Source organism: Parabacteroides sp. AT13 (assembly GCF_002272965.1).
Classification (GTDB): Bacteria; Bacteroidota; Bacteroidia; order Bacteroidales; family Tannerellaceae; genus Parabacteroides; species Parabacteroides distasonis.
In genome coordinates this window covers 1,593,472-1,614,654 of the sequence record NZ_NQMH01000001.1, presented here as the reverse complement: position 1 = coordinate 1,614,654, position 21,183 = coordinate 1,593,472, and the positions used below count along the sequence as shown (strand labels likewise).

The window sequence follows — 21,183 nt, the reverse complement described above, 5'->3', positions numbered from 1 at the left end:
AATTGTTTGGGGATTAAAGAATAAGTTTCAAATCGCGGGTTGCCTCGACGAACCTGTCCATGTCCTCGAACAGTCGCTTCGGGGTTACACGGGCATATATCTGGGTGGTCTTTATGTTGGAATGTCCCAGCATTTTGCTGATGGTCTCGATCGGCACTCCCTCCTCGAGCGTGACCAATGAGGCGAAAGAATGCCTTCCCATGTGGTAGACAAGGTCCTGGCTCAGCCCCGCCATTAGGCGCAGGGATTTCATGTTGGCCCTGAGCGTGTGGTAGTCCTGCGGCGGGAAGAGGGTGGCACGGGTATCGTCACGGTACTTTTCGATCAGTGCGAGGGCCTCCGGCAGCAGCTTGACGCGTCCGAGATAGTCGGTTTTCTTTCGCCGGTATTTCAGCCAAAGACAGCCATCGTCGTCCGTGAAGAGGTTCTTCCGGGTGATGCTTACCACATCGGCATAGGCCGTACCGGTGTAGCAGGCGAAGAGGAAGAGGTCCCGGGTGATGACATGTGACCTGCGTTTTTCCGGTATCTCCAGGTCGCACAGCTTCTCGAAATTCTCCCGGCTGAGCGCCCGTGGGGCGGTCTCCTTCTGCTTGGGTAGCTTGTAGTGGCAGAAATGGTATTTCTCCGAGTGCCCCTCCTTGTAGGCGATGCGGCAGACCTTTTTCAGAATGGCCAGGTAGCCGCGCAGCGTGTCCACGGCGTATTTCTTCTCCAGGAGGATGAAATCCTGGTAGTCACGGATGAACTGCTCGTTGAGCTGTCCGAAGGCAAGATCCGGGACCTTGAACCTCGTTTTGATGAATTCGGCGAGCGTGCGGTAGGTGAAGAGGTAGGTCGAGAGCGTGGTAGGCGCACGGTCCACGCCCACACGCGCTTTCATCTCCTCATTGTGCCGGTCGAGAAGTTTGAGCAGGGTCATCTGCGTGCCCGCGTTACCTTGGAACAGGTCCCTTACGGCAGCGGCATCGAAATCTCTCTTCCTTTCCATGAGGGAATTGAAGGCCGAGTGTACGGCAAGCAGCAGCCTCTCTATTTTTTCATTGGTCTCCACCGCTTCCCGGCTTTTGCCGTTCAGCCGGCTCTCACGCGCGTTCCATAGCTCGGGAGTGCAGGAAAGCTTGCAGCTGAACTGCGCCATCGTGCGGTTCAGGGTGATCCGTCCCATGATCGGGGCCTTGCCGGTCTTGTCCGGCTCGCTCTTTTTCAGGTAGAGCAGCACCTTGAATTTTTCCACTTTCATACGCTCTTTTTTAGGTTGTAAAAATACTCCTTTGAAAAGCGTCCTTTGGCATGCAAAACATTGATAAACAGTGAATACAAATCCGCTTTGTTCCTGTCGGTAAAAACTTGGTTACCTGCCGTTGTTTCCGAAACAGGCGGCTAACAGTCTGGTAACTGAAACACTGCAATATTTTGTTTTCTTTTGCAGGTCAGACGATTATGCAATTCTTGCAAAACGCTTAATTATAAACGTTTTACGTTTAATTCTCGTCATTCTGTTTTTTATTGCATTTCTAAATATTACTTACACGATCCGCCATACATGGGCAACGAACGCCTTGCGGAAACAAGTCCCTTTATCGATCATTAGCCAAGCGTTGGGGCATACCTCGGAAAAAACAACACGTTTTTATCTGGCCTCTTTGGAACAGTCAGAATTGAATCGTGCGAACGCTAGGGTGACGGAAGAGGTGGATTTGCTTTTGGCGGCTGGGTGATACCCTTATTCGCGAAATAAGGGGAAGAGCCTATTCAGCATAAAAATTACCTATAATAGGCTATTTTCAACGGAAGGCTTGGCAAATGTAAAAAATATTATTGATAAACAATCACTTTTATCTATTTATTAAGAAATAGGAATTGAAGGGGATACAGATATCGTATCCTCTAATTAATCCAAATTTATGCTTATTGCGCATATATCGTGGATATGCGGTTAAAAATAGTGGTTATGCGTGTTTTTTTAGTTTATGTTGGACGTGCGATATCTCCTCCCCTTATTTCGCGAATAAGGGTGATAAACATTATTAAAAGGTAACGCCCCACTACCACGGGGCATTAAAGACAAAAAACATCATGGCAGAAGAAAAGACCATCTTGACCGTAGATCTGTACGACAACGTGTTAACCGAGAAAACCGGCGATTTCACCGGAAAGATCCGCATTACCGGAACCACGCGAACCTCAGACATCTCGAACCGCATCGTGAAGAAACGTACCGAGTATCGTCCGGAGACGATCACCAACATCCTCGACCTCTCCTACGACGAGATGATCGAGGCCCTCGCCCAAGGCCGTTGCGTGGTGAACAAGTTCGGGCAATGGCTGCTCACTATCAACGGCTCGTTCGACGGAAAGAAATCAGACTTCCGCTCTACGGAGAATAAGATCACCGTAATGTTCACCCCCAGCGCCACCCTCCTGAAGGCGCTAGAAAACATCTACGTGAACGCCGACGTAGCTACCGTGGGCCCGATGATCGAGAGCCTCACGGATTCTACCACGAACGAGAAGAACCTCCATATCACTCCAAACGCTCCGGCTATCATCTTCGGCAGCACGCTGCTTATCAAGGGGGATGATCCATCTGTAGGCGTCTACTTCACCAAGGACGAGGAGGGCGCCACGCCCGTGAAGGTCTCCCTCATCGTGCGCAACACCAAGAGCGAGATCATCATCCAGATCCCGCCACTCGCCGAGGGGCAGTACTGGCTGAGCGTCACTACGCAGGCGGGGGCGAATTACGGCTTGGTGAAGGACCCGCGTACCTATAAGTTCCCCATCCTCTTGACGGTAGGTGCCGGAGGCAATAGTGAGAGTCCGGACGAGATCTGATAAGGCGGAGAGCCTCATCTATGAGGGCTGATAAAGCCTAGGCTCTCACCCCTCATAGCCTAGGCTCTCTCATGGATCATAGCATAGGCTCTATCACCGGTCATAGACGGGAAGCTATGAGCATACCCGTGAACGAATGTTAAATCTTTTATTCATTATAAATATTATCGTGTATGAGAAAACAAATTCTACTAATCATCATCCTTTGCCTGTCGGCCATGATGGTCCGGGCAGAAAGGATAGACGTGTCCACGGCTCGCAAGGTGGCGGAGAACGTGGCTAACGCGGGTTCGGGCTTGCGCTCGGCTGGAGACTTGACGTTGGTTTATGCGGCGGCTCCGGGAAAATCGAGTTCTGCGCTACGAAGCGGGACGGTTGATGGTGCTGCGGACTATTTCGTGTTTAACGTACCGGGAAACAAGGGGTTCGTGATCGTCTCCGGCGATGATCGTGCTTACCCGGTTCTAGGACAATCGGACGAGGGTAATTTTGATCCGGATAATTTACCGGAGAATCTACGGGCGATACTGGCGTACTATCAAGAGCAAATCACGTATGCGGATAAAATAGACATGAGGGCCTCTGTTGCTATGGAAGCCGAATGGAACCGTTACTTAAGCGGCTATTTAAGGGCGGCTACAGGAGAAGTGTTATTGCCAACGGCTAATTGGGGGCAAGGAGATCCTTTCAATCGACAAACTCCTTTGAAGAATGGACAACATGCGCCGACAGGTTGTATGGCGACCGCTGTAGGTATCTTGATGAAATATCATGGTTATCCGGAACAAGCCCGCCCGGAAAATAGAGTCCCGTCATATAACGACTTATCCATATCCTACGGGAGTTACGATTGGAATAATATGCCAAACGAGTTGACTGGTTCTTCTGCCGCAGAGCATATCGGCGCAGTCTCGAATTTGCTATGGCAAGTAGGGGCAAACATGAGCATGCGATATAAGCTTGAGGAAAGTTCCGCATATATTGATGATGCGTTAGTTGCGATGAGGGATGTGTTCGGGTATAGCCGACAGATGAAGCACTTGCTTCAAAGTTTTTCGGATATGGATTATTCATGGGAAGAATGGGAACGGATCATCCATGAGGAATTAGACAATGGACGCCCTGTCCTTTATGGAAGCGAGACCGAGACAAGGGTAGACGCTTTCTATGGTAAGGCGCATGCCTTCATCTGTGATGGATATGACACTTATGGCCGCTATCATATCAACTGGGGATGGGGCGGTATGTATAACGGATTCTATGTGCTTTCGTCGCTCGACCCCAAGAACGATCAGACATGGGGCGGCTACAACCGGGGGCATGAGATGGTGATAAATATAAAACCAAACAAGGATAGCGAGAATAACGCCTCACTATATGTATATGAATCAGCACAGGGAAATGGATTTGAAATACGCACGAATGGGAAATGTGAGGATATCGTTATGTTTCCCATCATAAATACGGGAAATGTGCCTTTCGAAGGTTACTTAACCTATGCTTTGACAGATCGTGAGGGAAATATAAAGAGTATAGGCTACGTAAATGAAGCATCAATAGGAAATACGATTTATGGGAATAGGCATTCCGGTAATTTTATCGTGGAGATGTCCGAGGATGATTACGTAATGGTCGCTTGTTCCACGGACAAGAAGAATTGGACGGTGATAAGAGGACTCTCTCCTGAGATCGCAGATATGTGTAGTGTGGAGGGGCCGGTATCAGACCAAAAGGTCTATTATGATTGGGAACTTGATTGCCGTAACGGGGGGCTAGGCTTGGAAGCCCCGGGAAAGTTGGAGTATAATAAGGATATAACCGTCAAATTAGTCGCCAAACCGGGATTTACCTTGCCCAAGGCGAATGATATTTCGATACAAGAAGCTTATTATCAGTCTATCTTTATAAATCATGCATGGCCACAACCAGATTATGCCACCTATAATGAACAAACAGGCGAGTTATATATATCACGCATATTTGGGCATTTGTATATAAGTGCGAATGGAATACAGGTCAGTGATGATGTCTATAAATACTCGGACACCTCTCTAGCCTCGCTTAGCTATAGGATAAATGGCACTTCCATCCCTATTACGTTAAATAGCGAATGGAAATCCTACACAGTCTTTCTGCCCAAAGACTTAAAAGAAAGGCCTCAGCTAAGTCTTGAGGCCAAGGCTGTCCAAGGCGAGGCGAAGGTTGATATAACTAACCCAGTATGGAAAGGAGATTTCGCAGAAGGGAAGATCAAGATTACGGCTATGAACGGAGATGACAGTATGATATATACCGTATTATTTAAACAGTCGGACACTCCCGGCAAACCCGCCACATATCCTGTTAAGGCAAATTTGTCGAATCTGTCTTCTTCCCCTGCTATCACGAACGCTACGACCGTGAAAGAAGGAGAGGCATTCTCGTTTACCTTATCGGCGAATAGCGGTTACATGCTTCCGGTATCCATTACGATAAAGATGTCCGGTTCCACTTTAGAGGCAGGAAAGGGATATACCTACGATGCCAAGACAGGCAAAGTAGAGATATTGAATGTGAGAGGTGAGGTAGCCATTACCGCTGAAGGAATGTCTGAACCATCCGTTTATAAGATAACGGCAGAATTGAAGAACCTAACCTCCACGCCGGCTATTACCTCGGCTACAACCGTAAAGGAAGGCGAATCGTTCACTTTTACCTTGAAAGCCGCTACGAACTACAAGCTTCCGGATGCGATCAGTATCTTGAAGGGCAATGACGCACTGACAGCGGAAGAGTTCACATACGACGCTAAAACAGGTAAAGTCGTGATCAAAGCAGTTTCCGGTGACTTGACCGTGAAAGCTTCCGGCATCGATGACCGTCACTACGAGGTGATACTTAACCTTGTGGGTGTCACTTCCCAACCCGCCTCGTTCGATCCTGTATTGGTTAACGGTAAGGTGGAGCTGAGCTTGAAGGCGGCCGAAGGCCATACGCTTCCGGCTACCGTTACGGTAATAATGGGCGGTAAGACTTTGATAGCCGGAACGGACTATACTTATAATGCCTCTACAGGAGCCTTCTATTTGGCTAAGATTACAGGTAAGCTTTCTATTTCTGCGGAAGGCGTGAAGAATAGCTATCCGGTTACGGCCTCATTAGTTAATATCACTTCCGACATTCCAACGAATGCCAAGGCGACATTTGGTGATACCTTCGTATGTAAACTTTCAGCGAATGAGGGCTATACGCTTCCGACTGAGGTTACGATCGTGATGGATGGCAAGACCTTGGTAGACGTAACTGATTATACCTATGATGCCGCTACGGGAAAAATCTCTTTGAAGAAAGTAACCGGCGAGTTAGCGATCACGGCGCAAGGCGTACAGAAGAGCTATGCGGTAGCCCTTACGTTAAAAGACTTGACTTCTGATATCTCGCAAGGCAAGAAGATTAAACATGGTGAGACCTTGACCGGTAAGTTATCTGTAGTGACCCCACAGTACGGGCTTCCTTCCACGATCGAGGTGATGATGGGTGATAAAGTGCTGGCTACCGGTTCCGGCTATTCCTATGATCCGAAGACCGGGGAGATAGAAATAAAGAACGTAACCGCTGAGGTTTCCATTAAAGCTTCTGGTGCGGAGATCTTCCAAGTGAAAGAACAGACCGAGAACATAGAGATCAAAACTTCCGAACAGACCGTGAAAGAAGGAGAGCCATTCAAATGTGAATTAGCACCAGCTACGGGATACAAATTCCCTTATGTCATAAAGGTGATGATGAATGGTCGTTTGTTGAAGCAAAAGAATTTGCTTAGGGCAGCAGGTTCTGAGTACTATACGTATGACAATACGACGGGAATAATCGAGATTGAGAATGTGGATGGCGAGATCGTTATTGAGGCGAAAGGTGTACAAGAGGGCTTCTTTGAGGTAATCCCGAATCTTGTTAACCTCACTTCCGATCCGGCTTCTTTCGAGCCTTTGGCTAAGGATTCCAAAGTGGAACTTACGCTGAAAGCAGCCTCCGGCTATACGCTTCCGACATCCATTACTGTGAAGATGGGAGAGAATACGCTAGCGTCTACGGATTATACATACAATTCTGGCACGGGTGCTTTCGCATTGGAGAAGATCACGGCTACCTTGGTGATTACGGCGGCAGGTAATAGGATTCCGGAACCAGAACCAGAACCGGAGCCAACCCCGACCACCTACATGGTGACATTGCCAGTTGTAGAGGGCGCTACCTTGATTGCGGAGTCTTCCACGAATGTAGAATCCGGCAAGAGTTTTGCGTTCACACTGACTTTGAAGGACGGCTACAGTGCGCCTCAACTGACAGTGAAAGCGAATGGCTCAGTACTTGGTCCGGTATCAAGCGGCCGTTATGTGATTGAGAAAGTAACGAGTAATATCGTTGTTACCGTAACAGGCATCGTGAAAGATAATCCTACTGATAACGCAGAGGTAGATCCCAATGGCTTGCGAGTATGGGGAGAGAATGGACGATTGCATATCCAGACTCCTGTTATGGACACAGCTTGTATCGTTACATTCGAAGGGCGTTTGTATAGGAACTTATCTTTGCCTGTAGGCGAGACTATCACGAGTATTCCACAAGGGTCTTATATAATTTATATTGGCAACCAATCCTACAAGATCCGCTTCTAGCCATTCTTGAGGAATCATAGGAAGGCGAGTCATTTGCGAGTGGCTCGCCTTTCTTGTTTAATAAATCTTAATATTTACCGGGGATATAAGTATCGTAAGCCATTAGAAAGTATATTCATGCGTAATCTCAATTTATTTATCATGAAATGTATATCTATCTACTTTGTGACCCTATTGTTACTGATGTCGGGCTGTGAATCCGGACGGAGGATCGTCTTAAAAGATCTTCGTTGTGAGAACTTGGAGAATCCGGTTGCGATCGACAATACCCATCCCCATTTTAGCTGGAAAATCGAGACAGACGGGCAAACTATGCGGCAAGCGTATTTTGAGATACAAGTAGCCACGGATAGTTCCTTGCTGGCTCAAGGCAAAGCCGATCTATGGAATTCAGGTAAGGTGGAATCGTCCGCTTCCGTGATGGTCCCTTATCGAGGGAAAGAGTTGCGATCTAGTGTGCTGGCCTATTGGAAAGTCCGGGTATGGGGCGATAAAGGGGAATCCTCGGACTGGAGTCTGGTCAATCGCTTTGGGATCGGGCTTTTGGATAAAGCGGAATGGCAAGGGAAATATATAGGGATGCCGGATGAGAAGAATCCGATGTTAAGGAAGAAGTTCGAGCTTCAAGACCGTGATGCCACATTACTCCTTCATGTAAACTCCTTAGGGTATCATGAGATCTATTTAAATGGGAGGAAGGTATCGGAAGATGTTCTCTCGCCTGCGGTATCTCAATTAAACAAAAGATCATTATCGGTGACGTACGATCTTACGCCGTACGCAAAGCAGGGAATAAACGACTTATTGCTCTGGTTGGGCCGTGGTTGGTACAGAAAAGCTACTTTTAATGCCGTTCATGATGGGCCGTTGGTTAAACTGCAATTGGACGAGATTCAAAGAAATGGCACTACAAGTACGCTACTCGTTACGGATAGCTCTTGGGAAGGCCGGGGAAGTATGTATGGTGAGACCGGTACCGGTACTTGGTATCCCCATCAATTCGGGGGTGAATGTGTGGATGGGCGGAAGGCGTTGCCGGATTTGACAACGGCTACGCTCGACGAACTGGATTGGAAGCCGGTGTTGGAGGTGGAGGTACCCGGGATAGAGGTAAGTCCCCAGATGTGTGAGCCTAATCGAATACAAGAGATTATCCGTCCCAAAGGAATCAAACAAATAGGGGACAGTATTTGGCTCGTAGATATGGGAAAGGCGTTAAATGGTTGGGTTGAGCTGAGTTTCCCAAAATTACCGGAAGGCCACCGGGTCCGTATGGAATATACGGATTGGTTAAATGAAAACGAAGATTTCAAGCCACAAGAGGAGAACGGACAGTATGAGGATTGGTATATCGGTTCCGGACAAGGCAAAGAGGTATTCCGAAATAAATTTAACCACCATGCGTTTCAATATATAAGGATATCCGGTTTGGCGAAAGCTCCCGAGGAGGTCACTGGCTATCTGATTCATACGGATTATAAGGATGCCTCGTCTTTCGAGTGCTCGGATCCGGACTTGAATGCTATCTATGCGATGATCAAATATACTTTCAAGAACCTAGCTTTCAGTGGTTATATCGTAGACTGCCCGCATTATGAGCGTATGGGATACGGTGGGGATGGAAATGCCTCTTGTAAGAGTTTCCAGACATTGTATGAGGGCTCTTCCGTGTATATGAACTGGATGCAGATGTGGCAGGATTGCATCCGTGAGGATGGGGGTATGCCGCATTGCGTACCGAATCCATACCCGGCGGGAGGTGGTCCGTATTGGTGTGGCTTTATTATCACGGGATCGTGGCAGACTTATTTGAATTATGGGGATAGCCGTCTGATCGAGCGATATTATCCGGTTATGCGACATTGGTTGCGTTATGTGGATGCGTATACGGTCGATGGATTGCTGAAACGTTGGCCGGATACGGATTATCGGGCATGGTATTTAGGGGATTGGTTGGCTCCGGCGGGTGTCGATTATACGGCGCAGTCATCGGTAGATCTGGTTAGTAACTGCTTTATAAGCGATTGCCTCACTACGATGGAGAAGATTGCGAAGGTATTGGGGAAAGCGGAGGATGCCGCTAAGTATAAAGAGCGTCGCCAACGATTGAACGAGCTTATCCAGAAGACTTTCTATGATCCGGAGAAGAAACAGTACGCTACAGGCTCCCAGATCGATCGGATTTATCCGATGTTGGTCGGCGTGACAGATGAACAGCATATGCCCGAGGTAAAGGAAGGTTTATATCGAGAGACTTTGGAGAATTGTAAGGGCCATATCGGTTCCGGTTTGGTGGGTGTTACGATCTTGACCGATTGGGCGATAAAGAACGGAGAGGCTGATTTTCTCTATTCCATGCTGAAAAAGAGAGAGCTACCGGGATATCTATATATGATCGATCAAGGGGCTTCTACGACTTGGGAATACTGGTCGGGAGAACGTAGTAAGGTTCATAATTGTTTCAATGGCATTGGCGCTTGGTTCTGTCAGGCGATCGGAGGGATTTTGCCGGATGAGGATAGGCCGGGCTATAAACATTTCTTTATCAAACCTCAGATACCGAATGGCGTGACGTGGGTGAGAGTGGCGAGAGAGACCCCTTACGGTACGGCACGTGTGTCTTGGACTATGGAGAACCAATCGCTCTCGCTTGATCTGGAAATTCCTGCGAATAGTACGGCGACTTTTATCGCTCCATTTAACGTATCGAATTGTGTGTTAGATGGGAATAATGTAGAGATATCGGCGGGTTCGATCTTGTTGGAAAGTGGAAAACACACCCTATCGCTGTTTGCGGAATAGGAATCATATGATTCCCTTTTTGTTGACTTATGTTAATAGCTGTTTTTTAATTATTACGCCGTAAGTGTTTTATTCTATTGAAGGGTATATAGTATAAAAGGCTAAATAATAAAAAGGATCTATTACCATGTTTAAATGTAAACAGCTTTTAAGGCGAATATGTGTGGTTAGCTATGTTTTCTTGTTGTGTGGAGGTTTGGTAAATGCGTCAAATCTCGTTTCTAAGACCAATACCCTGATAGGGACTCAAGGTAATGGGTGGGCTTCCGGATATTTGTATCCGGGGGCTACCTATCCCTTCGGTATGGTACAGTTTACCCCGACTTATTTCACGAAACAACTAGGCTTTGTTATCAATCAATTGAGTGGTGCGGGATGCGATCATATGGGAAATTTCCCTACGCTTCCGGTTGCCGGAGCTTTACGGGTTTCTCCGGATAGTATCTTGAATATGCAGACTCCGGTCGGCAAGGAGATCGGAACGGCCGGTTATTACGCAGCCACCGTAGATCATTCTATACGTGCGGAATTAACCGTTACGGAACGTACGGGTATGGCTCGTTATACGTTTTCTTCCAAGGAAAAGCAGGGTACCGTGATTATCGGAGGAGGAGTAGCCGCTACCCCTATCCAAGTAGCCGCTATTAAGATTACGGGTCCTCATAGTTGCGAGGGATATGCGGAGGGTGGTGCTTTCTGTGGAATCCCAACTCCCTATAAGGTTTACTTTGTGGCTGAGTTCGATGCGGATGCGGAGAGTTTTGGTACATGGAAGGAGGAGCGACTACATGCGAATCATACGTTTGCGGAAGGCAGTCACTCGGGGGTGTATTTTACTTTTCCGTTGAAAGAGGGGAATCAGGCGGTGCAGTATAAGATCGGTGTTTCTTATGTCTCGGTGGAGAATGCCCGAGAGAATTTGAGGGTTGAGAATCCCGCTTGGGACTTCTCTGCGGTCCGTCAGGCGACGCAAGATAAATGGAATGAATACCTCGGGAAGATAGAGGTAGAGGGAGATAACGAGGATCGCCAGATGCAATTCTATACGCATCTATATCGTTCATTAATCCATCCGAATGTTTGTAGCGACGTGAATGGGGAATATATGGGGGCGGATAGCCAAGTGCATAAGACAGCCCGAAAATCCTATACCTCTTTCAGTAATTGGGATACGTATCGTACGCAGACTGCTTTGATCGCTATGCTAGCTCCCGAGGAGACCTCGGATATCGTTATGTCTCATTACTTATTTGCCGAGCAATCCGGTGGTGGCTTCCCCCGTTGGGTACTGGCGAATATAGAGACAGGTGTTATGCAGGGGGACCCGACTCCGATTCTTGTAGCCAATGCGTATGCGTTTGGAGCTCGCACCTATGATCCTCGAACTTTACTGCGGACTATGCGTTATGGAGCAGAAGTGCCGGGGGCTAATTCCCAAGGTGTTTTGACTCGACCGGGCTTGGAACAGTATTTGGAGAAAGGGTATTACGACGCTTCGATCTTACTGGAATATACATCTTCTGATTTTGCGATTGGCCGTTTCGCCTTGCAAGCCTGCAATGATGAGCCGGTTTGTAATTGGTATACGCAACGGGCGATGAACTGGAAGAATCTTTTTAATAAGGAGACCGGTTGGTTGCAGTCCCGAAACGAGGATGGCTCGTGGAAACGTTATGATGCGGATTGGCGGGAATCGACATATAAGAATTATTTCTGGATGGTACCTTATGATTTGCAAGGGTTGATCGATAGTATAGGAGGAAAGGAAGCGGCGGAGAAGCGTTTGGATGAGATGTTCCGACGTTTGGACGCTAGTTATGGAGATGAATGGTTCGCCTCCGGTAACGAGCCTAGTTTCCAAATCCCTTGGATTTATAATTGGGCGGGGGCTCCTTATAAGGCGCAACAAGTGATCCGGCGTATACTGAACGAACAATATAGTAGCCGTGTGAACGGTTTGCCGGGCAACGACGATTTAGGATCGATGGGAGCATGGTATGTCTTTGCCAGTATCGGTTTGTTTCCAGAGATTCCCGGAGTGGGAGGTTTCTCTGTGAATAGTCCGGTATTCCGTAAGATTGTTTTACATTTGCCCGAGGGAGACGTGATTATCAAAGGGGGTGATGAGAAAAAAGAGTATATCCATTCCTTAAGTCTTGATGGAAAGAAGATGGAGGGCACTTGGATTGATTGGTCGGATTTATATCGGGGGGCGACCTTGGAATATAAATTATCCGGGAAGCCGGATAAGACGTGGGGAACTCGGATAGCTCCCCCTTCATATGGAAAATAAATATAACTTAATACTACGAATAACATGATTAAAGAAACATTATTAGTCTCTACTTTCGGCTTATTGGGATTGGTTACCGTAGCTTGCGGCTCTCAAAAGAAAGACCAGACGGCGGAAGCTGTATCGGAAACTATATCGGAAACAGCTTGGTGCTTGGACGGGTTTGAGCGTCCGACAGGAGTGAATCCGGTAATTAAGCCGTTACCAACTAAGTTTTATTGCCCGATGCGGGAAGATTCTGTAGCATGGGAGGAGAGTGACACATTTAATCCGGCGGCTACGATTTATGATGGGAAGATTGTGGTGATGTACCGTGCGGAAGATAACTCCGCTCAGGGAATCGGTTCCCGGACTTCCCGTTTGGGATATGCGACCTCTACTGACGGTATCCATTTCGAGAGGGATACGAAGCCTGCTTTTTATCCGGCTAAAGATAATCAAGTAGAGAACGAATGTCCCGGAGGTACGGAAGATCCTCGTATTGCTATGACCGAGGATGGTACGTATGTCTTGCTATATACGCAATGGAACCGCAAGGTGCCTCGCCTGGCGGTGGCGACCTCAAAGGATTTGAAACACTGGACGAAGTTCGGTCCGGCTTTTGAGAAAGCCTATAATGGCAAATTCAAGGATGAGGCGACCAAATCCGCATCGTTAGTCACGACTTTAAAGGGAGATAAGCAGGTCATTGCGAAAGTGAATGGCAAGTATTTCATGTACTGGGGGGAGAAGAATGTATATGCGGCTACCTCCGATAATTTAACAGATTGGGACCCACTGTTGGACGAGAATGGTGAGTTGCTTAAATTGTTCTCTCCCCGTTCCGGCTATTTCGATAGCCAGTTGACCGAATGTGGACCTCCCGCTATCTTGACAAAGGATGGCATCGTTCTGTTGTATAACGGTAAAAACGAACCGGGAGAAAAAGGGGATACCGCTTATCCTGCGAACTCTTATTGTGCCGGACAAGCATTGTTCGATGTAAATAACCCGACAAAATTGATCGGTCGTTTGGATAAGCCTTTCTTGCAACCGACGGATGATTTTGAAAAAAGCGGTCAATACCCTGCGGGTACCGTATTCGTGGAAGGTCTGGTCTATTACCGGAATAAATGGTATCTGTATTATGGCTGTGCTGATTCATTCGTGGCTGTGGCCGTATCGGATAAACAATTGAACTTCTAAGTGTCCAAAAGTAAATAAGATGAGAACTAATCGATGGCTTTTTAGTTTGGCGTGTATGCTTTCTGTGTTTGTGTGTGGCAATGCGCAGAAAACTCCTTCCCCTTTTCAAAGGGGTGACCGGGTTGTTTTTTTAGGCAATAGCATAACAGAGGGCGGACATTATCATTCTTATATATGGTTGTACTATATCACTCATTTCCCGGATATGCGGATGCGGATGTATAGCGCCGGTACTGGTGGTGACAGTTCTTGGGATATGTTGGAACGGATCGAGGAGGATGTATATGGTAAAAATCCGACGGTGGTTACGGCTACTTTCGGTATGAACGATAGTGGTTATTTCGAATATAACGGCGATAATCCTACGGCTTTCGTGGAGCGGCAAATGTATCGGGTAGATACGACCTTTCAGGCGATGCAGAAGATCATGAAATCTCACAAAGATACAAGGGTGATCATGATCGGTGGCACGCCGTACGACGAGACTTGGCAAAATGAGAAAAATAAGCCTTTTCTTGGAAAGAACGCTACGATCCAGAAGATCATCCGTCTGCAAAGAGAGGCGGCCGTGAAGAATGACTGGGCGTTCGTGGATTTCCACAACCCGGTATTGGAGGTGAACAGGGTACAGCAAGCGAAAGATCCGCGGTTTACCTTAATGCAAGGAGATCGGATTCATCCGGATAACCACGGTAATATGTTGATGGCCTATTTCTTCTTGAAGTCTCAGGGATTGGCGGGTAAACCGGTCGCCAAAGTTGATATCGATGCTTCCCGATGTGTGGTGCTGGCGAACGAGAATTGTTTCGTGAATGAATTGAAAGTATCAGACAAGGGTACGATCTCTTTTACCTATTTAGCGAAGTCTTTACCTTATCCGATGGATACGATCTCTCGGGGCTGGGAGAAAAAACATACGCAATATGAGGCGACCTTATACGCTCCGATTATGGAGGATCTTAATCAAGAGGTATTGCGGGTGGATGGATTGAAAGGTGCGTATAGGTTGGAGATAGACGGGGATTCAATTTCTACGTTTTCGGCCGAGGATTTGGCAAAAGGTATTAACTTAGCGGCGTTAACGAACACACCGCAATATCAGCAGGCCGTTCGGGTCATGCATTTGAATGAGGAACGTTGGAATATCGAGAAACGTTTCCGGGAATATGCGTGGACGGAATTTTATATCTTGAAGCGGAAGGGCATGTTATTTCAGGATAATATCGCCGCTATGGATACGTTAAGGGCGAACCTTCATACGAATATCTTCTTGGCCGGCCATCTGGATAACTACTCCAAGATGATGTATCCGGAAATCCGGGAGGCTTGGAACCAACAAATCGATATGTTGGTGGATCGTATGTATCAGATCGCCCAACCGAAGGTACGTAGAATAGAACTTATAAAGAAATGATACGATTAGTAAGAAGTTTAAGATGGATAACGACTACGGCGTTATCGCTCGCATTGGTGGGAACGGCCTGTTCCGGTCCGACCCGGACTATCGAGGAGGTTCATTTCTCTGATTATGTAAATCCCTTTATCGGGGCGAGTACGAATACGGAGGCGGCCGGTGCTTACCATGGCTTGGGGAAGACCTTCCCCGGTGCGACTACCCCTTTCGGTATGGTACAGGTAAGTCCGAATACGATTACGGGGGGCGACAATGGTTCCGGATATAGCTACGAGCATGAGACGATCGAGGGATTCGCCTTTACGCAGATGAGTGGTATCGGCTGGTACGGTGATCTGGGTAATTTATTGGTAATGCCTACCGTGGGCGATCTGCGCACGAACTCAGGAAAAGAGGGGGGCGTAGCCGGGTATCGTTCCCGATATGATAAATCATCCGAGGAGGCTAAGGCTGGATATTATAAGGTATTGCTTAGCGATTACCAGATACAAGCGGAAGCGACAGCGGCTCCTCATAGCGGTATGCTGCGATTCGTTTTCCCCGAGAATAAGCAGTCCCGTATCCAGTTGGACTTAGCCCGTCGTGTGGGAGGTACTTCTACGTATCAGGCGGTTCAAGTGATAGATGACCATACGATCGCCGGACGAATGGAATGTACGCCGGAAGGTGGAGGCTGGGGGAATGGTGAAGGTTCTTCCCGATACACCGTGTATTTTTATGCGCAGTTTTCCAAACCGTTGAAAGATTATGGTGTATGGAGCGTGGATATCCCGGCAGGGCAGGATCGGCATCGGGAATTCGTGGAGAGTCCGGCTTTCCAGATATTGACAGCGAACGCAAAGATTTCGGAGAGACCAAAGGCATATGAGGGTGAGCACCTCGGGTTCTTTACGGAGTTTGAGACTGAGGCGAATGAGGAGGTTCTTTTCAAGGCCGGTATTTCCTTTGTAAGCTTGGAGGGTGCGGAAAAGAACTTGAAAGCGGAGATCAAGGATTGGGATTTTGACGCGGTACGTTCTCGTGCCCGCTCGTTGTGGGATACGGCTTTGGCTAAGATGGATGTCAGCGGTGGAACGGATGAGCAAAAGGTGATCTTCTATACCTCCTTGTATCATACGATGATCGATCCGAGGATTTACACGGATGTGGATGGTCAATATATGGGCGCGGACGGAAAAGCGCATAAGTCGGATACGTTCACGAAACGTACGATCTTTAGCGGTTGGGACGTGTTCCGTAGTCAGATGCCTTTGCAAACGATTATTAATCCGGTATTGGTGAACGATTTGTTGAAGTCATTGACAACGATGGCTGAGGAGAGTGGCCGTGAGTACTATGAGCGCTGGGAGTTGTTGAACGCCTATAGCGGTTGTATGTTAGGAAATCCGGCTATATCGGTCTTGGCGGATGCCTATGCGAAAGGTATTTGTAGCTTGGATATGGAAAAGGCTTATCGGTATGCGGATAAAACCTCGAGAATGTTCGGGAATGCGGAGTTGGGCTATACCCCGAATCCGCAGAGTATCTCCAAAACCTTGGAGTATGCGTATACGGAATGGTGTATGTCTCAGTTGGCGAAATCATTAGGAAAACAGGAGGATGCGGTTTATTATGCGAAGTTGGCTCAGTCTTACCGGAATTTATATGATGCGGAGAAACATAGCTTCCGCCCGAGAGAAGCGAATGGCCGGTTTGAGGCTTGGCCGGAAGAGGGTAAGCTGAAGGAATGGTACGGCTGTATGGAATGCAATGAGCTGCAACAGGGGTGGTTTGTGCCTCATGATATTCCGGGTATGGTGGAACTGATGGGAGGAACGGAACGGGTGATCGCCGATCTGGATACGATGTTCGACAAGACACCAACAGATTTCCTGTGGAACGCTTATTACAATCATGCGAACGAGCCGGTTCATCATGTGCCTTTCTTGTATAATCATTTGGGACAGCCGTGGAAAACCCAGAAATGGTCTCGTTTCATTTGCGATAAGGCGTATAAGAATAAGGTAGAAGGCTTGGTTGGAAACGAGGATGTCGGTCAGATGTCCGCTTGGTATGTATTGGCGGCATGTGGTTTGTATCCGGTTTGTCCGGGAGATACTCGCTATGAGATATCCAGCCCGGTTTTTGAGAAGACTGAGATTCAGGTTGGCGAAGGGAATACATTTATCATACGAGCCAACCGAAATACCCCGGAAAACACCTATATCCAATCCGCTAAATTAAACGGGACGGATTATACGAGATGCTATCTTGATTATAGGGATATCATGAAAGGTGGCGTACTAGAATTGGAGATGGGCCCCGAGCCGAATACAAATTGGGGCGTGAATAATTAATCAGTAAATAAAATAACATGAAACTCAATACTTTTTATAAACAGGGGGCGGCTTTAGCCCTCTGTTTAACCCTCTCTTTCCCTGTTTTTGCGGAGAAAGACTTGGTACAATACGTAAATACTTTGCAAGGAACAAACTCGACTTACGAATTGAGTTGGGGAAATACCTACCCGACTACGGCGGTTCCCTATCCCATGAATAGCTGGTCTCCACAGACCGGGAAGAATGGTGATGGTTGGAAATACCAATACTCGGCCACTACGATCCGGGGTTTCCAACCGACGCATCAATGTAGCCCTTGGGTGGGAGATTACGGGGTATTCTCTTTGATGCCTGTACCGGAATTGGTTGTTGATGAGTCCAAACGGGCGACTCCGTTCTCTCATGATAAGGAAATTGCCAAGCCTCATTATTATAAGGTTACGTTGGAGAATGGTATTACCACGGAGTTCTCGCCAACTACCCGTTCCGCTCATTTCCGTTTTTCCTTTCCCGCGAAGGGAGACGCTTTTCTCGTACTGGATGGCTATACGAAAACCAGTCAGGTACAAATCGATGTAGCGAACCACCGGATCACCGGCTATGTACACAATGGGGCTTTCTCTCCGAAGACACATAAGAATTATTTTATCATTCAATTTGATAAGCCTTTCGTTAGCTATGGTACATGGGAGAATCGTAAGAATACGATCCAGAAGAATAATTTGAGTCGGGAAGGAGAAGGAATCGGTGCCTATGTACAATTTGCGAAAGGCTCTAAGGTACAGGCCAAGGTCTCTACCTCTTATATCAGTCCGGAACAAGCGGAGGTTACGATGACTCGTGAGCTAGGTAAGCACTCATCGGTAGAAGTGACGAAGCAAGCGGCTGCTGATGTATGGAACCAGCTATTGAATCGTGTGTTGGTGGAAGGTGGAACCGAGGAGGATATGAAAACCTTCTACTCCTGCATGTTCCGTGCCAATTTGTTTTCCCATAAGTTTTATGAGGAGAAAGAGGATGGTTCTCCTTACTACTATAGTCCGTACGATGAGAAGATTCATGATGGATATATGTTTACCGATAATGGTTTTTGGGACACTTTCCGTTCCCAGTTCCCGCTGACCAATATCTTGCACCCTACGATGCAGGGGCAATATATGCAAGCCTTGCTAGACGCTCAGGAGCAATGTGGATGGTTACCTTCTTGGTCGTTCCCGAGTGAGACCGGCGGGATGGTAGGGAATCACTCGATCTCTTTATTGACGGATGCTTGGGTGAAGGGTATCCGCACTTTCGATCCGGAGAAAGCCTTGAAAGCGTATGCGCATGAGGCGATGAATAAGGGACCTTGGGGCGGTGCCAACGGACGGGTTCGTTGGAAGGATTATTATCAGTTGGGATATATACCTTATCCGGAATCCATGGGATCTACGGCACAGACGTTGGAATATTGCTATGATGACTTTTGTGCGTATCAGTTGGCGAAAATGACTGGGAATAAGTTTTATGAGGAGGTCTTTGCCCGCCAGATTTATAATTACAAGAATGTGTACGATCCATCTGTCGGTTTTATGAGAGGTCGTAAATTGGATGGTAGTTGGGCGGATTTCGATGCTTTCGAATGGGGCGGTCCTTATTGCGAGGGGAATGCTTGGCATTACAATTGGTCGGTTTTCCATGATGTCCAAGGGTTGATCGATTTGACAGGAGGTGATGAGCGTTTCGTGGCGAAGATCGACTCTGTTTTCGCTTTACCCGGTATCGTGAAATATGGAACATACGGAACGAAAATTCATGAGATGCTGGAGATGGAATTGGCGAAGATGGGACAGTACGCCCAAGGTAATCAACCGATCCAGCATATGATTTACTTGTATAGTTACGCAGGCCAGCCTTGGAAGACGCAATATTGGATTCGTCAGGTGATGGATCGGTTATATAATAGCTCGGAAAATGGTTATCCGGGTGATGAGGATCAAGGCGGTATGTCTTCTTGGTACGTATTGAGCGCATTGGGAATCTACAGTGTTTGCCCGGGGACGGATGAGTATGTATTGGGTAGCCCGAAATTCCGGAAAGCTACGATTACGATGGAGGATGGCAAGAAGTTCGTGATCGAGGCGAAAGGGAATAGTAAGGATAACGTATATATCCAAAACGCTACCTTGAACGGGAAGAGACATACACGTAATTATATCCATTACAGCGATATCTTGAATGGGGGCGTGCTGGAGCTTCAAATGGGCAATCAACCGGAGAAGACGAGAGGAACCGCGAAAGAGGATCGTCCTTTCTCGTTAAGTAAATAAGTTTTTGGCTGTAAAATCTGTATATTTGTCCCCGTAGTTCCTTGAAAACAAGGCTACGGGGAATTAATCATTAATGTTCACTGATATGAATTGGATGAAAAAGGTAGCGGTAGCGTTGGTTTGTTTGCTTCCGCTCGGTTTACAGGCGGCGAAGGTAGATACTTTGCAAGTGAAAAGTCCTTCGATGAATAAAAGTATAGAGGTAGTCGTGGTAAGTCCGGATGTGGCTGCGACGAAAGCGTGTCCGGTGATTTATTTGTTACATGGCTATGGCGGTAACGCTCGTACATGGGTCGGTATCAAGCCGGATCTATCTAAGATCGCTGATGAGAAGGGTATCTTTTTCGTATGCCCGGATGGTAAGAATACGTGGTATTGGGATAGCCCTTTGAACGCTGATGTACGGTATGAGACTTTCATCTCGGATGAGTTGGTGAAATACGTGGATTCCCATTATAAGACCGTGGCCGATCGTAAGGGACGTGCTATTACCGGCTTGAGCATGGGTGGACATGGCGCTATGTGGAATGGCCTTCGTCATAGCGATGTTTTCTCCGCTGCGGGAAGTACCAGCGGTGGCGTGGATATCCGCCCTTTCCCGAAAAACTGGGAGATGAGCGTACAAATAGGCGAGAAGGCACAATATCCGGAAAACTGGGAGAAGTACACGGTTATCAATTTGGTTCCAACCTTGAGGAAAGACCAGATCGCTTTGATCTTCGATTGCGGTGACAGCGATTTCTTTTTGGAGGTGAATAAAAACTACCACGAGGCGTTATTAAAACAAGGCATCGACCACGACTTTATCACTCGCCCGGGTAATCATGATTCACAATACTGGAATAATTCTATTGATTACCAGATCCTCTTTTTCTGGAAGCATTTCTTGAAGATGAAGGCCTTGTGATAAGACCGTTTGGCGATTTGACATTCTGACATTTTGTAAACTGAAGTCCCGGAGAACCGATTTTTCCGGGACTATGTACGACTCGTTGCCAAATACGCAAGAAAAAAACAATAATTCGTTCATTGATAATACAATACCGAAAAACCGCCTTTCATTCTAGCGAAAATAATTCATCCTAATTCATATCCATTGACTTCTTCGGGCTATCCGATAGGGTTACGACTGGGTTCTAACCGGGTTACGATGCCTATTCACGACTACTGACAACCCTATTCGTGACTGTTTATAATGCCTAACGGCAGTATTGGCGTCGCCCAACGCGACTATACGTGTAGGCTTTCATCGCCTTTCGTGCCTGAAAACGGGAATATTCTCACTTAAAAGGGCGTTTTATTGCCCCTCCCGTCTACTGGTTGGGGCGATTCAAACGAATGCCTTGTCACGATTCGCATTCGAAAAGAA

Annotated in this window: 11 protein-coding genes; 10 read left to right on the top strand and 1 reads right to left on the bottom strand. The window is 47.3% G+C overall.

Annotation, left to right across the window (positions count from 1 at the left end):
* Positions 1 to 13 precede the first annotated feature (13 nt).
* Positions 14 to 1,243: a site-specific integrase gene (locus CI959_RS06905; protein WP_095231402.1), complete on the bottom strand. Its 1,230-nt coding sequence runs from the start codon at positions 1,241 to 1,243 to the stop codon at positions 14 to 16.
* A 319-nt stretch (positions 1,244 to 1,562) separates the two neighbouring features.
* Between CI959_RS06905 and CI959_RS21765 the strand changes: the two genes are divergently transcribed.
* From CI959_RS21765 to CI959_RS06855, 10 genes are all read left to right on the top strand, one after another.
* Positions 1,563 to 1,721, top strand: a complete 159-nt coding sequence (locus tag CI959_RS21765; protein WP_255223109.1) for a hypothetical protein — start codon at positions 1,563 to 1,565, stop codon at positions 1,719 to 1,721.
* Between the two features lie 358 nt (positions 1,722 to 2,079).
* Positions 2,080 to 2,838 (top strand): DNA-binding domain-containing protein, encoded by a 759-nt coding sequence (locus CI959_RS06895; protein WP_057317285.1) that lies wholly within the window; start codon positions 2,080 to 2,082, stop codon positions 2,836 to 2,838.
* 173 nt (positions 2,839 to 3,011) lie between these two features.
* Entirely contained in the window at positions 3,012 to 7,493 is a 4,482-nt protein-coding gene (locus CI959_RS06890; RefSeq protein ID WP_057317284.1) for a C10 family peptidase, read from the top strand.
* 117 nt (positions 7,494 to 7,610) lie between these two features.
* Positions 7,611 to 10,295, top strand: a complete 2,685-nt coding sequence (locus CI959_RS06885) for an alpha-L-rhamnosidase (protein WP_057317283.1) — start codon at positions 7,611 to 7,613, stop codon at positions 10,293 to 10,295.
* 127 nt (positions 10,296 to 10,422) lie between these two features.
* Positions 10,423 to 12,588 (top strand): GH92 family glycosyl hydrolase, encoded by a 2,166-nt coding sequence (locus CI959_RS06880; protein ID WP_095231424.1) that lies wholly within the window; start codon positions 10,423 to 10,425, stop codon positions 12,586 to 12,588.
* 24 nt (positions 12,589 to 12,612) lie between these two features.
* Complete coding sequence (locus CI959_RS06875; RefSeq protein WP_057317281.1) at positions 12,613 to 13,773, top strand: glycoside hydrolase family 130 protein; 1,161 nt, start codon at positions 12,613 to 12,615, stop codon at positions 13,771 to 13,773.
* A 19-nt stretch (positions 13,774 to 13,792) separates the two neighbouring features.
* Entirely contained in the window at positions 13,793 to 15,187 is a 1,395-nt protein-coding gene (locus tag CI959_RS06870; protein WP_057317280.1) for an SGNH/GDSL hydrolase family protein, read from the top strand.
* Positions 15,184 to 17,523 carry a GH92 family glycosyl hydrolase gene (locus tag CI959_RS06865; protein WP_005860107.1) on the top strand — a complete coding sequence of 780 codons (2,340 nt, stop codon included), beginning with the start codon at positions 15,184 to 15,186 and terminating at the stop codon, positions 17,521 to 17,523. Before CI959_RS06870 ends, CI959_RS06865 begins: the two co-directional genes overlap by 4 nt.
* Positions 17,524 to 17,540: 17 nt before the next feature.
* Positions 17,541 to 19,814, top strand: coding sequence for a GH92 family glycosyl hydrolase (locus tag CI959_RS06860; RefSeq protein ID WP_057317279.1), 2,274 nt, complete (start codon positions 17,541 to 17,543; stop codon positions 19,812 to 19,814).
* 94 nt (positions 19,815 to 19,908) lie between these two features.
* The gene (locus CI959_RS06855; protein ID WP_057317291.1) at positions 19,909 to 20,721 is read left to right on the top strand and encodes an alpha/beta hydrolase family protein; all 813 of its coding nucleotides are present in this window, start codon (positions 19,909 to 19,911) and stop codon (positions 20,719 to 20,721) included.
* Positions 20,722 to 21,183: the final 462 nt, after the last annotated feature.